This is a genomic window from Oceanobacillus luteolus, from assembly GCF_023715655.1.
Taxonomy (GTDB): domain Bacteria; phylum Bacillota; class Bacilli; order Bacillales; family Amphibacillaceae; genus Oceanobacillus; species Oceanobacillus luteolus.
The window spans coordinates 74404-89594 of sequence record NZ_JAMBON010000013.1 but is presented as its reverse complement, the minus strand read 5'-3'; the positions used below and the strand labels follow the sequence as shown (position 1 = coordinate 89594).

The following is a 15191-nucleotide window of genomic DNA, read 5'->3' as shown; positions in this document are numbered from 1 at the left end:
TTTTTGGATTTGGATGGGTTACCACCTGACTAAATCCATTATAAAGGACTTTTTATTTGCATTAAAGTAAATTAGCGAAAATTCGGGGTCTTGTTAATATTTAATCTTAATTAATGCAACGCTAGTGATTTACAACATCTTTATTTATTCTGACGTAATTGTTGCTGTTTAGACTTGAGCCTTCGACTAAATATTCAATAGGATATAATATATCGAAGTTCTCATTTTGTGGAAGTTTTAAAAGATCCTCTAAGATATCGATTCCATCAGTGTCTAAATTGCGGACATCAAGTAACACAAAATTATTGTAGCTTCTTCTGATTAAATCTAGCGTCTCTTGAGCAGCATCATTGATAACGATATTGGGAACAAATTTTGTTAAATCATTGCCAAATTCTTGTAGCATTCTTAGTGCTCTCATTTCTCCTTGTTTCTGATGTAATGTAGCGTAGTACATTTTATCAAATCTCCCTTTATTTAATATTTTTTATGAATAAAAACACCTAATACCCGTGCTATTAATTGATGCACGAATCTAAGGTGTTAAATCATATGTATACATTAAAAGAGAGGCTATTAAACTAGTATCTAATTTCATTATACAATAAATAGGTATATTTTACAATTAGTATTCATTCAATGAATCTATAGTAATGGTAATATAGTGTTGTTTGGGTTTCATTTGATCTTATACTAACTCCCTCCCTTATTATTGAATGGTTAAGTCAAAGTTACAGAATTGAATTCGGACATTTGGTGAAGAAAAGATGATAGAAGCGAAAAAGGGAAATAGTTGTTTATTATACTTGGTAGCTAGCTGTATTTTTTAGGTCTACCAAGAGGATTTGAAATGACATCGGGAATATGTTCGGAAGGGTATAATAGTTTTACATATTATCTTTCTATAGTAAACTAAAGCTTATTCCTTTATTTATCTATAAGAGTTCTAGGAGGCTTCCAGTGAAAGAAATAATTATCATATTAGCAGAAATCGTTAATGATATTCATGATTTATTAGTTGATATGTTCGGTTTTCATATGACGGATAAGCAGCTTCATTTCTGGATAATTGGTATTATTGGGATGGTAACTTTCTTTTTTGTGCATTTTTTCTTTAAAATAATCGAAAAGATGAAATGGAGTACGACTATTCTTTCCTTTATTTATACTTTTACCGTAATGGTTGTCCTTGTCTTTGCCATCGAGTTGCAGCAAGCAATCACGAACAGAGGAAATATGGAGTTTGCTGATGCTGTAATGGGGCTATGGGGATTTATTGTGTTATTTCTGATATATGCTGTCTTAGCAATAATTGTTTATTTTCTTTTTAAGGGATTTAGGAAGAGGAAATGAGATATTGTGTGATGCCTATTCACCACCTTTTGTACAATAAGTATTTTATAAACGAATGATTCAGTTGTGTTACGCCGTGACTAATATTAATAAAGCAGCTATTGGAAACGTGAGAGCCTGCAATAGCTGCTGTCTAACTTAATTATATTTTTTTGCTAGCTAGTGCAGTGCTATTTCTCTCTATCATCCTCACTGAATAATTCCCCATGACTAGCCTCAAGCTTTGAAAAATGGAATTTGATCTATCAGACGTTTAACAAACAACATTTCTTATATTTCTTTCCACTCCCGCATGGGCATGGATCATTTCTGCCAGCTTTCTTCTCAGATTGATTAAATGGCTGATTAGGAAAGTTTTTGTTAACCTCCCCATTTGAAATTGATTGTAAATACGGCTTCTCCAATTCAAATAATTCAGCAGGGGTAAACCCATTATTGGACCAAAGTCGCGTATGATTGGATAAGTTGGTAATTAGCTTCAGTGCCTGTATGGTTTCTTTTTCAGTAGGGAATGTCACGTCGATTTGCTCCAAGCCATGGATGATATCTATAGGTTGTATTTCCATTTCGCAATCGCTTAGAACTTCATAGAATACATCTTCGACACTATTAACATTATCAGGTTGAACATATTTTTCTAAAAATCGATACAATTTCTTCATCTGAGGAGTCTCTTCATAATACTCGTCATCTTTATAACGTAAGAGCACTGCTTTTTCAGGGATATAATATGGTTTACCTGTTTTTTTACGCAGGAGTTGCTCTAATTCATTTTCTATAACGAATAGCGCATCATTGGCGAAATAACGCCCCTCTATTTCAACGTAATTTTTTCTTAACTCATCCTCGTTATTCCTCATCAATGCTTCTACATCAGAGACATTTTTTTTAGGATTATTCTGCATATTATAGATTTCTATCACTTTTTCTTTATCAACGACACCATATAAATTAGTAAGTGCCACTACATAATCAAATAGTAAGTTCATATTTTCTCCTTTCGATTGAAGAGTGTATCTGTTACCTAGTTCTGGAGTTGAAAAACACATGATTTACTTACTTGAATTATACTTGTTTATTTGGGGCATGTCACGGGGAAGAAGGACATGGGGTGAGGTTGAGACCACTAAATAAGGATTCCTGTCATCATCCGAAATTTGTCATTTCATGTCGAGATTTGTTAATAATAATAAATTATGCTAGGACTGATTAGCAATATGCTTTTTTTCAGTTCTGGATGTTTTGATTTTGTACTGGCCAATTTTCAAATATTCTCAACTTGTAATCTGATGGCATAGATGCTACCATCATGGTAATACTATAGCAAAGGGTTAAGAAAATGATTGAATCAAAGGGTTTTGGAATTTTGTATGAAGGAAATGTTAGAGATTTTGAAGATCTTATTTTAAATCAATCAGAAAAAGAAATGAATATAGGGAAACCGGGTTCTTGGTGCAAGTTAGCAGATTTGTACGCACGACAACTTACCATTATAAGTATCAATCCATATCCTGAAGAGACAGATGAATCGAGTAATGATGACACACCACCGTCAATTAAGCATATTAACAGGAATACCGACTATAAAAATTTCTATCGCTGGGGAATTCATGAACGTAAGACAGGGAATCATCGTATTATTTATGCAATCCATAATTATCATAAAGTAATTATGCTTTATTATTTCGATAAACAATATAACGGTTTAATTAAAAAGGAAGATTTAATTCCAGCTGATATTAATTATGAAGAATACTGTGGGAAAGATCCAAATCTTTATTAAGAGTGGAGGTAAGAAAATGGGTGATTTCTATAAAAGATACTCCAAAATTAGGGGAGAAGATCATGTACAGAATCTTCAACAAGAAGGACAAATTGCGGCTCAAATTAAAACAAAGCGTCAAAAATTAAAAATGTCACAACAAGAATTAGCTGACTTAGCAGGTGTACCTAAATCAACGATTGGCAGGATTGAAGCGGGACTAACTAGCCCTAAAGTTGAAACCCTATTAAAGATATCTAAGGCTTTGGAAACACCCTTTATCATTGATGGCACATCAGATAAAGGGGATAACCAAGGATTATTTGTGCAATTGTAGATTTACTTTTTAGTTGCCGCCACCACTCGAATGGATAGAGCTAGACCTGATAAACAACAAAAGTCACTATCAGTTCTAGCTCTATATAATTGTATGGATATTTTATTTAGCATAAGCAGCTGTCTTACGAGGCGGCTTAACATCTCCAGGAGTCGGACATTCATAAGCTTCCCCATTCAACCGCTCTCTCAATTCAGCTTTAGCCTTTTCAATAATCTCCGGGTTTTCCGTTGCCTCAATGGCAGTGGCTGCGATAATTTTTCCTGCATGGAGCATCCCTTTATGTGCGATAGATGTGGCCCCTTGTGATACGACCTGCCATGTGTGAGGGGACGTTCCGAGTGCCCAGGTTGCTGTATTACACTGTATTGTCGTTGGGTTAAAAATTCCACATTTCCCTGAATATATTCTAATGCCTGGTTCAGCCAATCCTCTCCATGTCTGTATGTAGCCTCTGCCCCGACAACTCCGAATGGGTTCATGAATGTCAAAATGTTTTTCGCCATGATATTCGCAAATTTTACCCGTAATTGATCATTTGGCCCTTCAAAACCAAATCAGCATGAATCTCATTTATTTATACTTTTTACGGTAATGGTTGTCCTTATTTTGGCCATCGAGTTACAGCAAGCCATCGAATAGAGGGAATATGGAGTTCGCTGATGCCTATTCACCATCCGAAAAAGAGTGCTTTGAAGCAGGATAAAACTCTCTCCATTCTTGTAGGATTAGTTTGATTGTCTTAGTTTGGGAAGGGAGGTGCAGTAATTTAAAAAATTGCAACGAAAAAATATATAGAAGTGGGGTTGTTTTAATGCTTTGTGGCTAGAATACTGTTATAAAATCAATTTTTACGTCTGTTTTACACAAATAGAGAGGGTCCACTTTTTCGTAGACCCTCTCATGTATTCCAGTTCCTTATCTGTTATCTTAAATATATTTGAACAGTGTCTAAAGTATAGTTGTCCACTTCTACACTAAGCTGATACGTTCCTTTTGCTAGTGATTTTGTATTCCAGTTGAAAATATATTTACCATCACCTGCAGAACGGAAGAGGTTTCCTATATTTGCATTCCCGCTGGATATGGCTTCTTCTTTAGAACCCAATGTCCCATCATCGAATACTTCCGTAACATATAGTTTTGCCTCTAAACCTGTTGCATCATCACCTGATTCATCTGTTATCTTTAATTTCACGGGAAGTGTTCTCCCTTGTTTAATGTGATTTATTTCATTTGGTTTGATTGGTGATAAGAAGGTGCTAGAATAATCCCTTGGATCCTTCAGCCCCATTATTGCAAAATAAGCAGGTTTCACATTGTATTGTGTATCAAAGGCGAAGGGGGCATCCTTTCCTCTTCCATCACCACTATATTCCTTGGCGCGGTCGTCTAACCAAGTATGGTTATCGGCTATTCCCCAAAACGTTACATTGCTGATAGCGTCATCCATTTCTTCATATAAACTGAATAAATCTCTATATCGATTCGCCTGTTCTTCAAGAATGCTGTCTGGAATTTCATCTTCTGTTTTATATTCACCACTTGGTGGCCAACCATAGATGCTAACATCCAATTCTGTTATTTGAACATCTAAACCTAAATCTGAATACATTTGAATGGCCTCTCTAGTTTCCTCAATGGAAGGCCAATTAAGTTGGATATGTGACTGTAACCCAACCCCATCAATAGGAACCCCATCTTCTAGCAATTCCTTTACTAGATTATAAAAGTCATCTCTTTTTACACTGTCTACTTCGTTATTATAATCATTGATATACAGCATGGCATCTTCGCCAGCATATTCTCTTGCTGTCTCGAAAGCTACTTTAATATAGTCCGTTCCAGTAATTTGATACCATGCCGACTCTCGTAATCCGCCACCATCATCAACCACTTCATTCACGACATCCCAGGCATCCACATCATCTTTATAACGCAATACAACCGTTTTAATATAATCTCTCATTCGGTCTAATAGAAGTTGTTTATTTTCTTCCCGTTTTTCAGGATCTTCTTCTTCAACCATTGGGTTTCCTTCTTCATCTAAAAAGAACCAATCTGCTATTTGGCTATGCCAAACAAGGGTGTGGTACCTTAAGTACATGTCATTCTCTTTAGCAAAATTAACAATCTGGTCGGCATCTTCCCAAAAATATTCTCCTTCTTCTGGCGCGATGTACAATGGTTTCATAGCATTCTCTGCAACAATGCTATTATAGTGGTATTTTAATACTTCAGCTGATTCACCCTCCAATTGAAATGGTTCGACTGCTGCTCCAATTCCAAAAGAATCTTCAAATCTTTCATCCATAGGAGCAACGTCTGTCGCATGAATGGACTGCGAATGTTGAGCAAATACATGGCCTGCTCCAAATGGTAATAATAAAGTTAAAGCCATACCGGAAATAATCGTTTTCTTCAACACTTTCAACATGGAATAAAATCCCCCTTAGTAGATTAATCGCTCCAAGCAACGGTCAACTAATGGATATACTAATTAGGTTGCAAGAAATTCGATCTATCACCTCGTTTCATGTGTTTGGTTAGATATCAATCCTTTTCTAATTTCAAATTAGAAAGGATAGAATCACTTTTAATTGTGAAGTGTTGCTGATCATGGAAGTCTCTTCATTTTGAATACAGCACTATGCTATCCTTATACATCCACTATTTATGATGGAATATTCAATCTTTTTTTGTGAGAAATATCCATTCGTTTTACCTCTTATCTACTTTCTATCACTGCTTGATAATTGACTATTGTAACCGCTTTCCTGTTTTTGTTAATAAATTACTTATGCTTGTTTTTTATACTAACAAAATAAACTTCATTTGTCTAATGGATGAACAAAGTTTACGATATAAAATAATTGCATGCAACACAATTCTACAATGAGAGATAGTTTTATAAGATGAAATTTATTAAATTAGATCTATTAACTTGGTCTAACGACTGTGCTAACTCTTAGTGTAGTAAATAGAATGTAATAGGTTGTTTTGTTCATGAAATTACTGATATATCTACTAAACCTAAGAAACTGGAACTATAGTACAGTTAAATTAGATTGAAAGTTTTAATTATATAGAATACTAAAATGATTATTAATAATCATGCATGTTTATGCTTTTTATTCTATGATTAATCTATCATTATCTATCATTTAAATAGTAGGGTATTTATTAAACGAATTATTTGCTGATGTTTTTGGTTGAGTAATTATTTAATCAGCAGAAAGACCTCTACGGAGAGGGAAGCGAAAAGGCTGCCGCGTTGCCTAAGGGTTTGATCAGGGGAATTTATTAGACTACAAGGTTAATAGTGCTAGGACATAACTAGAGAAGATGGTTCCAAGCAGGCGCTTGGAACCTTTCATTATATTTAGGGTCCTGCAAACTTCCGATGGAGGATTCTTAATTTGCAGATTGCTAAGCTTCAGTGAACAGTAGATTCTGAAATAGACGATGCGGTTTGAGGAGGTGATAGACCTAAGTAGAAATAAAACTATCAAAGTCGGTGGCAGAGGGTTAACGAAGAAATGATGGCAATGCGCAATCATCAAGGATATTACAATAGGTATGACTTTGTTTGACATTATTACCAGTTTAAAGAGTAGGTTATTTTCTGAGTAGGAGGAGAATGAATTGAAGCTTAGACGTAAGGTTACAATTTTAACAACCACTATATTACTTGCGCTTTCTTCACCCGTTGCTTTTGCTGCAGAACCAGGACTAGATAATCTACCGGGACCAGTGGATCCCCAGTCGTGGGTGAACCCGGATGATATGACGTGGAATGATTATATTCAAGTTCCTGGGATTGACTGGAATACAGCAGATTTTGAGCCTGAAACAGAACTGAAAGGGGCCTTGATTTTGGTCGACTTTCCAGATCAGGATTTTATTTTAACTCAACCTAAGGGTTCGGAGATTGCTGGTAACCCGCAGATCGATGCAGTTCCGCGTGAGGAACTTGGGGAATGGTGGAAGGACTTTCTAAATACTCCAAGTGAACTTAACAATTATCAGACAATCGATGGCTTCTGGAAAGAGAACTCTCAGGGGAAATGGGGCGTCAGCCTGGATTCGTTTGGTCCTTACCGCTTGGATAAATATGAATTTCAGTATGGGCTTAACAATATGAATCCCGGTACCAAGCCAGACCAATATCCAAGTGGAAACCTCTTTACGGATGGTATAGATGCTGCGGCAGCCGACATACTTGCATCTGGTGAAGAATATGACTTTGCGTTCATCGTTCATGCCGGCTATGATGAATCAACGGTATGGCAAGAATTCGGCGAAATGATGTTCCTGAATAAAGAGTCGGTGTCTGATGAATTTGGACCGCCGGACTTACCTGGATTTGAAAACACGCCAAACTGGGCACAGACTCGTTATGTACCATGGACTTCCTACTATGCAGCTAAAACGATTTGGTCAGCCGCATCTAGTGCAACACTAAATGGCAAACGGATTCGTGTTTCTATTCAAGGTGAAAGTGATGGTATGTCCACATTTGCTCACGAATTTGGACATCTTCGCGGACTTCCGGATAACTACAATAATGCAGCCCTTGATCCGAGAACCTATTCAGGATATTGGGAAACGATGAGCCGTGGGTCATTCAATGGTCCTGGTGGAACGCATACGCGTTGGATGATTCCAGCAACCCTTGGTTCTTCCTTACCAGCACCACATATGCTTCGAAATAAGATAGAACAAGGATTTGTATCCGATGAAGAAGTCCTGCAGTTGGATCGTGATGAATTAGAAGAGTCTGGGCCGGTGTTTGCGGATATTATTGCGCGCGAAGTACCAGTTGGCAGTCAATTCGGCCGCACAGGATTCCACGGTATCAACATCAGCATGGACGATTTAACACCAAGTGATTACCTTGAAGGTGACTGGCGTAACGATATCCTTAGCAATAGATTGTATGAGAACTACACACTTGAGGTGGTAGACCGCGTTGGTGCGGATTCCTTCGCAGCCGATTCCGGGGTATTGATTGCCAAGACGAAAGAACGGGGTGCACCGACCATCTGGGTAGTTGATTCGCATCCTGAAGATATCAATTTGAAGGACTTTACAAGACCAGACGGCACAACTGCTATGGTAACCAAAGGCGATCCTCGTCAATTACTTGATGCATTATTCAAAGCTGGAAATGGAGAAACGTTGGTCTCCGGACAATTCGATGGTTCCATTGACCAGGACACGATTGTCAGTGAGTACATCGATCCATACAATAAACTTCATTTCTATATTTTAGGGAATGACAAAGACGATGAAGGTGTGCTTCGTTATCAGGTTGCCGTGCGTAACACAGAGGGATCAGGTAACTATGATCGAGGCGTAGATGTAAGCGCCGGCAATGTGCAGCCTGCTGTAGAAGACAAAGTAGCAGTCTATCATTTTAATGTCTCTAATACCGGCGAAGCAAAGGATCTCATTCGTATCAACGCTTCTGCGGGTGAAGATTGGACAATTCAACTTGATCACAACGTAATAGCTGTGGAAGCAGGGGAAACTGTTGAAGTTCCGGTATACGTGAAAATTCCTAATGGCAAAACAGCTCCAGAAAGCCTTACTTTTACAGCTACATCGGAGACAGATTCTAATCAAAGCGTTACGGAGACAAACCTATTGCCTAGCAAACTTAGTGCAGCAGGAGTAAGCTCTGTTATTGATAGCTTTAACAAAGAGGGCGAATTCTTCAATAAAGGTGCAGCTCAAGCATTGAAAGCACATTTGAAATCTGTGGAACAATTTGAAAAGAAAGGTTCCCCAGATAAAGTTATCAAGCATCTTAACGATTTCAAAAAATTCTTAGATACGAAAAAAGATGCAAATCATGTCTCTAATAAGGCTTACCGAAGCTTAAAAGCGTATGCCGATGCAATGATTGAAATCTGGCAATAAGTTATTATCAACGTTATAGAAAATACCTCCTGTACCATGAAAGGCCTGGTACGGGGGAGAAAATGAGTTTAAGAGTCACATAGGAAATAAAACAATAGAACGGTTGGGACAGTTGGTGGACTGTCCCACCTTATATTAGCAGGTTTAGAAACGGTGAATTTCATTTGGCTGTTTTTTATCACGGGAAGTTGTCAAGGTAGGGGTGAAGATAATTGAAGAAAGTAATTAAAATTTTAGCTATATTATCATTGCTATTTATACTGGGTGCCTGTACGACGCAAACCTCGGGCGAAGAAAGCAAGGTGCTTGTTGAAACAGATTATGGAACGATTACAGAGGAAGATTTATTTCAAGAAGTGATTAGCACCGAACGGGGAAAGGAATTGATTCAGAAGTTGGTCTATATGCAAATTTTGGAAGGCAAATATGAGGTATCTGATAAAGAGGTGAATCAACGGTTGGGCGATATAAAGGAACTGGCCGGTGATGAAGATGGCTTTCAAATGATTCTACTACAACAGGGCTTTAAGGATGAAGAGGATTTAAAAGATCAAATTAAACAATCCCTCTATTTCTTTAAAGCAACAACTGAAGGGGTGGAAGTCTCAGATAAAGAAATAAATGATTACTATGCACAACATATAGACGAATATACAGAGGTCGCGGTCAGCCATATTCTCGTGGACAATGAGTCGACCGCTAAAGAAATTAAAAAGGAACTAGAGAAAGGCACTGACTTTGCTGAATTGGCTATAGAACACTCAACGGATTCAATGACTGCGGAAGAGGGCGGGAATTTGGGCTATATTTCTGGAAAAAGCAATGAATTGGATCCAACGTTTCTTGCGGCGGCCATGGAGTTGGAGAAAGATGAAGTAAGCGATCCGGTCAAAACAGTATTCGGTTATCACATTATTAAGGTGACGGATAGAAAGGAAACGCCATTAAGGGAAGTAGAAGACCGAATCAGACAAGCACTTATGGAGAAAGAGGCAAAACCTATACAGGAGATATTAAATGAATATAATAAAGAAATTGAGTTTGTAGAAGAAGCGTTTGAAGAAGCATTTAAGGAAGTAGATCATGTTAACTAGAGATACCTATCTGTTCAATGATCGCGAGTTCAAAAAAGACCGAGTTGGTTTTCGGCTTAAGACTCTATGTGAATATGCTTTTGGCCGATGATTTTACGAAATCTAAAGTTAATTCTCTGTGATGAACCATTACTTAGCTCTTGATATATCCATTGAATCACAAATCCTTAAATGGAAGAACTGCTAGATGAATTCAATTTAACGTACATATTCATTGCACATTGAATATAGGAGCGGATTGGCGTCATATATTTAGAGAGAATGGTCGAATTTACGGACACAGATAATCTTTATAGCAATCATAAACATCCTTATATACAATCTTTACTCTCTGCTGTGCCGTTCCCGCAAATCCACAAGCAGTTTTCCCTGTCATACAAGACTGTTAATCAGTATTTTGTTGCCTGTCATCTATATAACGGCAAGTAATAAAAAATATATATAAGAATAAAAGGGGGATACCAATGAAATTAAGATTATCGCTACTAGTTGTTTTATTTCTAGGACTTTTTCTTGTTTTAGCAGCATGTAGTGGAGATGGGGGCGCGAACACAGATAAAACTACTGATGATAGCGCAACTGAAACAGAAAAAACTGCTGGTGATGAAGAAGAAGTAGGAGAAGCAAGTGCATCGGGTGAACAAGTACTAGTATTTGCTCGGGGAGGGGACTCCGAAAGTCTTGATCCTGGAAGTACGAGTGATGGGGAATCTTCGAGAGTCACACAACAAATACTCGAAGGATTGCTTACATTTGAAAAAGATTCTTTTGAAGTGAAGCCAGCGCTTGCTAAAGATTGGGAGGTTTCAGATGATGGTCTGAAATATACCTTCTATTTGGAAGAAGGCGTAACGTTTCATGATGGAACAGATTTTAATGCAGATGCTGTAAAAGTTAACTTTGAAAGATGGGCTGACCCTGAACATGAATATGCATTTACTGATGATGGCTATGTCTATTTCATGTACGGGACGATGTTTGGTGGCTATAAGGGCGACCCTGGACATGTTATTGAAGAAATTAATGTTGTAAATGACTATGAAATTGAATTTATTTTAAATCAACCGCTTGGGTTCTTTTTACAAAACTTAGGGATGAGTTATTTTGCACTCACTTCTCCGGCGGCTCTTGAGGAGCATGGATCAGCAATTAACGAAAATCCAGTGGGAACCGGTCCATTCAAATTTGTCAGCTGGTCAAAGGATGACTCTATTGTTCTTGAAAAGAATGAGGATTACCGAGTAGAAGGTCTCCCGAAACTTGATCGTGTGATCTTTGAAGTAATACCTGATAATGCTGCCCGCCTCATAGCGCTTCGTTCTGGGGAAATCGATATTATGGATGGATTAAACCCAGATGATGCAGCCGGAGTGGAAGCGGAGGATGGTCTTGAGCTATTAGAAAGAACAGAAAATAACTTTGGATATGTTGGCTTCAATACGCAGAAGGAACCATTTGATAATGTAGAGCTTCGTCAAGCAATCAATTACGCGATTGATAAACAAGCAATAGCCGATGCGCTGTATGCCGGTTATGCTACAACAGCTGTAAACCCATTGCCACCAGGTTATTTAGGCTATAATGATGAACTTAAACCGTATTCGTATGATCCTGACAAAGCAATCGAATTGCTTGCGGAGGCAGGATTTGCCGATGGATTGGAGGTTGAATTGTGGACTATGCCAGTGGCAAGACCATACATGCCTGATCCTGAAACAGTGGCTCAAATTATTCAGAATAACTTGGCCGAAGTTGGTGTTACCGCAAATATTGTTCGTGAGGAATGGGCTCCATATTTAGAAAAAACCATGAATGGTGAGCATGAGCTGTATATGCTTGGTTGGTCTGGAACAAACGGAGACCCTGATTACTTCTTAAGCAGTCTGTTACACGGTTCCAACGTAGGAAGTAGTAATCGCGAATTCTATCAGAATGATGAAGTAGATGAGCTATTAGATTCTGCTAAACGTGCAGTGGACCAGGAAGAGCGTGCAGAGCTTTATAAGAAGGCTCAAGAGATTATTCATCACGATTCACCAATGGTAACATTAGTTCATTCTAGACCAGTAATGGCAACAACAAGCAAAGTGAAGAACTATGTACCACATCCATCAACAAGCGAATCTTTAGCTGAAGTGGAATTAGTCGATTAACTATCAGGTAGACGTAGGCTAAAAAGGCTTTTCTTGGAAGATTAGACGACTTTTATAGACAGCGAATAGATCCTCGAGGGACTGTTCGCTGTCTTTAGTTATTTTAGAGGTTTGCTTGGAGTGGTACGAGGGACCTGTCTTTAGGACTCGCTCGATTACGCCTTGGAAGACAATTTTTTCATTTTATTCCCATTAAAACAAACGTTCGAATATACCCTTATAAAGGTTTGCATTAATGGCAGTGAACTTGAGGAAGTTCACGCCTACAACAACAATCTAGAGACCGATAATGAGAAATTTGACTCAAAAAGATCCAAGCAAAGTTTTGATTGATTGTCTTTTTAATTAATGTGTTTGGCTAGTTATGTCCTAGCCTCTCTGCCTCATTATGACTCTACGATTATTTAAGGAAAGACCAAAAACTAGGACTCTCTCGAAACTTCACCGTATTCAACTTCTCAATGATCTTCGTATTAATCTCTTGCTCCAAATCCTCTCTGTCTTGAAAAGAAGTTTCTCTTAGGCTCTTTTTTATCTTCGGTTGGAAGTCGTTTATGATACTTATTATTTCTTCATTCTTTGTCATATTTAGATTGTACCTCCTCTGATAATATCTGATTTAGCTTTTTGAGAGACTTTCGATGGAGATTCGATATATTTTGGGGAGTTGTTTTTAAAATTTCCGAAATCTCTTTTAAGGTCAACTGCTTGTGATAGATCAAATCTAGTATTAATAACTGTTTTTCCGTGAGAGTTTGTAATGCTTTGATTAAGCGTTCACTTTCAATATCATCTAATAGATTCCTATTCAGCGTATGTTTTTCCTCATTTTTATCTTCAATTAAGTCCTTTAGAGGAGTGCGGGCATCATATTCGGAGCTTTTATCAAGTATGAGCAATACCGTATCATTTTCTTTCCTTCTCTTTATGTTGTAATCCATGGTGAAAAAGTAGATTAAATTACTTACATATTTTATTTTTAACACTCTATTGTAGTGCTGCTTAAATGCTTTATCCACCTTACTTTTGTTGGCATCTGTAGGATTTAATATATATTTCTTTAGTAAAGATAAGTTATCTTCATTCGCCAGAAACCCCTTGATAATTGGATTTTGAACTTTATCTCTATATTTAAGAAAGAATTCAGCTATCTTTTCTTCGTTTCTCTTCATAGTATTCAGCTCCTCTCTAAATTTTCAATATTATGGTAAATTAACTTGTGTTTATAAAAGAGGACTAAAGTTGAAAAAGTAAACCAAAAATAAGAAATATGGGAACTTATGTTCTATTATAGTTTAAAATCTAGAAAAATAACAGATGAAATTCAAATTGGGAACCAAACGAATCTACCTTTCCTATTTAAAGAGATTGGTTTTTTAATAGGGGAATCACTTTTAAAAAGCATTAACCCGTTTTCGGGAAAGGGGGAGGTAGTGATGTCGCCTGTAGAGACTCCTGTATGGGTAGCGATCATAGGTAACTTTGGATTTCCTATTGCGATCACAATGTATTTGTTTATTCGCTTTGAAAAGAAGCTTGGAGATTTAGAGAGAGTAATAACTAATTTATCTGAGACAATCAAGCAGCTGACGAATAAACAATAAAACGTTTTATAAGTGGTTTATTTATTTGTTGTGTTATCTCTTTCTCCTAATAGATGTACATCGAAATTCTTAAAAGAGGAGAGGTAAATATGGTTAAAATTTATTTGGACCCAGGGCACGGAGGAACAGATCCGGGCGCACAAGGAAATGGTTTGCAGGAGAAAAACGTGACGTTGGCAATTGCATTGAAGGTAAGGGATATCCTGAATAGAGATTATGAAGGTCATACCATACGAATGAGCCGTAGTTCGGATGCAACCGTAAGCCTGCCGCAACGTACGAATGACGCAAACAGCTGGGGAGCTGATTATTTCGTATCGATCCATATTAATGCTGGTGGTGGTACAGGATATGAGGACTATATTTATAATGGTAGTGTCTCTAGTCAGGACATATCATACCGGGATATCGTACATGCAGAAATTATGAAGCAAGTCGACTTTAGAAATCGTGGAAAGAAACGTGCCAACTTCCATGTGTTACGTGAAAGCAATATGCCGGCGGTATTAACGGAAAATGGGTTTATCGATAATAGTACTGATGCGGCGAAACTGAAGTCTGATGCATATCTAAACCGTATTGCGCTTGGACATGCAAACGGGATTGCAAAAGCTCTAGGTTTAAGTCCTGGTGGAGGAACTACTACCTATGTAGTTCAACCAGGGGATACTCTATGGGGCATCGCGCAAGCTCATAATATGACCGTCCAACAACTTAAAGATCTGAACGGCTTGACGGATGATATCATTTATCCTGGACAAGTTCTGATTGTAAGCGATCCTGCATTGTATCGTACCATTCAAGATGGTGAAACCTTTTAAACTAGTAATGCTGGACAGCCGGAGAAGAAGATTGGTAGAGAAATAATAAATAATAGGATATTACTTTTTAGGCTAGAGCTTGTAGAGCTCTAGTCTGTTTTAATGTCTAGTATAATTTTTATTCTTCCTTAGCACCCATAAT

General features: G+C 37.5%; 14 protein-coding genes. 8 read left to right on the top strand and 6 right to left on the bottom strand.

Annotation, left to right across the window (positions count from 1 at the left end; all coding sequences use genetic code 11):
* Nucleotides 1-121: 121 nt before the first annotated feature.
* Complete coding sequence (locus M3210_RS10100; RefSeq protein WP_251514005.1) at nucleotides 122-457, bottom strand: hypothetical protein; 336 nt, start codon at nucleotides 455-457, stop codon at nucleotides 122-124.
* Between the two features lie 503 nt (nucleotides 458-960).
* On the opposite strand from M3210_RS10100, the gene M3210_RS10095 reads away from it, so the two are divergent.
* Nucleotides 961-1353 (top strand): hypothetical protein, encoded by a 393-nt coding sequence (locus M3210_RS10095; RefSeq protein ID WP_251514003.1) that lies wholly within the window; start codon nucleotides 961-963, stop codon nucleotides 1351-1353.
* Between the two features lie 245 nt (nucleotides 1354-1598).
* Here M3210_RS10095 and M3210_RS20445 read toward each other — a convergent pair whose 3' ends face one another.
* A complete protein-coding gene (locus M3210_RS20445) occupies nucleotides 1599-2342 on the bottom strand; it encodes a YecA family protein (RefSeq protein WP_285853698.1) in 744 nt (247 codons plus the stop codon).
* A 350-nt stretch (nucleotides 2343-2692) separates the two neighbouring features.
* Between M3210_RS20445 and M3210_RS10085 the strand changes: the two genes are divergently transcribed.
* Both M3210_RS10085 and M3210_RS10080 read left to right on the top strand, forming a co-directional pair.
* Nucleotides 2693-3136 (top strand): hypothetical protein, encoded by a 444-nt coding sequence (locus tag M3210_RS10085; RefSeq protein ID WP_251514002.1) that lies wholly within the window; start codon nucleotides 2693-2695, stop codon nucleotides 3134-3136.
* A 16-nt stretch (nucleotides 3137-3152) separates the two neighbouring features.
* A complete protein-coding gene (locus M3210_RS10080; RefSeq protein WP_251514001.1) occupies nucleotides 3153-3452 on the top strand; it encodes a helix-turn-helix domain-containing protein in 300 nt (99 codons plus the stop codon).
* Between the two features lie 102 nt (nucleotides 3453-3554).
* On the opposite strand, the gene M3210_RS10075 is transcribed toward M3210_RS10080, so the two are convergent.
* Nucleotides 3555-3881 (bottom strand): hypothetical protein, encoded by a 327-nt coding sequence (locus tag M3210_RS10075; RefSeq protein ID WP_251514000.1) that lies wholly within the window; start codon nucleotides 3879-3881, stop codon nucleotides 3555-3557.
* Between the two features lie 496 nt (nucleotides 3882-4377).
* Complete coding sequence (locus M3210_RS10070; RefSeq protein WP_251513999.1) at nucleotides 4378-5889, bottom strand: endo-1,4-beta-xylanase; 1512 nt, start codon at nucleotides 5887-5889, stop codon at nucleotides 4378-4380.
* A 1208-nt stretch (nucleotides 5890-7097) separates the two neighbouring features.
* Between M3210_RS10070 and M3210_RS10065 the strand changes: the two genes are divergently transcribed.
* From M3210_RS10065 to M3210_RS10055, 3 genes are all read left to right on the top strand, one after another.
* Nucleotides 7098-9377 carry a M6 family metalloprotease domain-containing protein gene (locus M3210_RS10065; protein ID WP_251513998.1) on the top strand — a complete coding sequence of 760 codons (2280 nt, stop codon included), beginning with the start codon at nucleotides 7098-7100 and terminating at the stop codon, nucleotides 9375-9377.
* 212 nt (nucleotides 9378-9589) lie between these two features.
* The gene (locus M3210_RS10060) at nucleotides 9590-10471 is read left to right on the top strand and encodes a peptidylprolyl isomerase (protein WP_251513997.1); all 882 of its coding nucleotides are present in this window, start codon (nucleotides 9590-9592) and stop codon (nucleotides 10469-10471) included.
* A 464-nt stretch (nucleotides 10472-10935) separates the two neighbouring features.
* Nucleotides 10936-12624, top strand: a complete 1689-nt coding sequence (locus M3210_RS10055; protein WP_251513996.1) for an ABC transporter substrate-binding protein — start codon at nucleotides 10936-10938, stop codon at nucleotides 12622-12624.
* Between the two features lie 400 nt (nucleotides 12625-13024).
* Here M3210_RS10055 and M3210_RS10050 read toward each other — a convergent pair whose 3' ends face one another.
* Nucleotides 13025-13210 carry a hypothetical protein gene (locus M3210_RS10050; RefSeq protein ID WP_251513995.1) on the bottom strand — a complete coding sequence of 62 codons (186 nt, stop codon included), beginning with the start codon at nucleotides 13208-13210 and terminating at the stop codon, nucleotides 13025-13027.
* Nucleotides 13197-13796: a sigma-70 family RNA polymerase sigma factor gene (locus tag M3210_RS10045; RefSeq protein WP_251513994.1), complete on the bottom strand. Its 600-nt coding sequence runs from the start codon at nucleotides 13794-13796 to the stop codon at nucleotides 13197-13199. The genes M3210_RS10050 and M3210_RS10045 overlap by 14 nt, the downstream gene beginning before the upstream one ends.
* A gap of 264 nt (nucleotides 13797-14060) precedes the next feature.
* Here M3210_RS10045 and M3210_RS10040 point away from each other — a divergent pair, with 264 nt between their 5' ends.
* Together M3210_RS10040 and M3210_RS10035 are read left to right on the top strand one after the other, a co-directional pair.
* Nucleotides 14061-14228 (top strand): YvrJ family protein, encoded by a 168-nt coding sequence (locus tag M3210_RS10040; protein WP_251513993.1) that lies wholly within the window; start codon nucleotides 14061-14063, stop codon nucleotides 14226-14228.
* 89 nt (nucleotides 14229-14317) lie between these two features.
* Nucleotides 14318-15049 carry an N-acetylmuramoyl-L-alanine amidase family protein gene (locus M3210_RS10035; protein ID WP_251513992.1) on the top strand — a complete coding sequence of 244 codons (732 nt, stop codon included), beginning with the start codon at nucleotides 14318-14320 and terminating at the stop codon, nucleotides 15047-15049.
* Nucleotides 15050-15191: the final 142 nt, after the last annotated feature.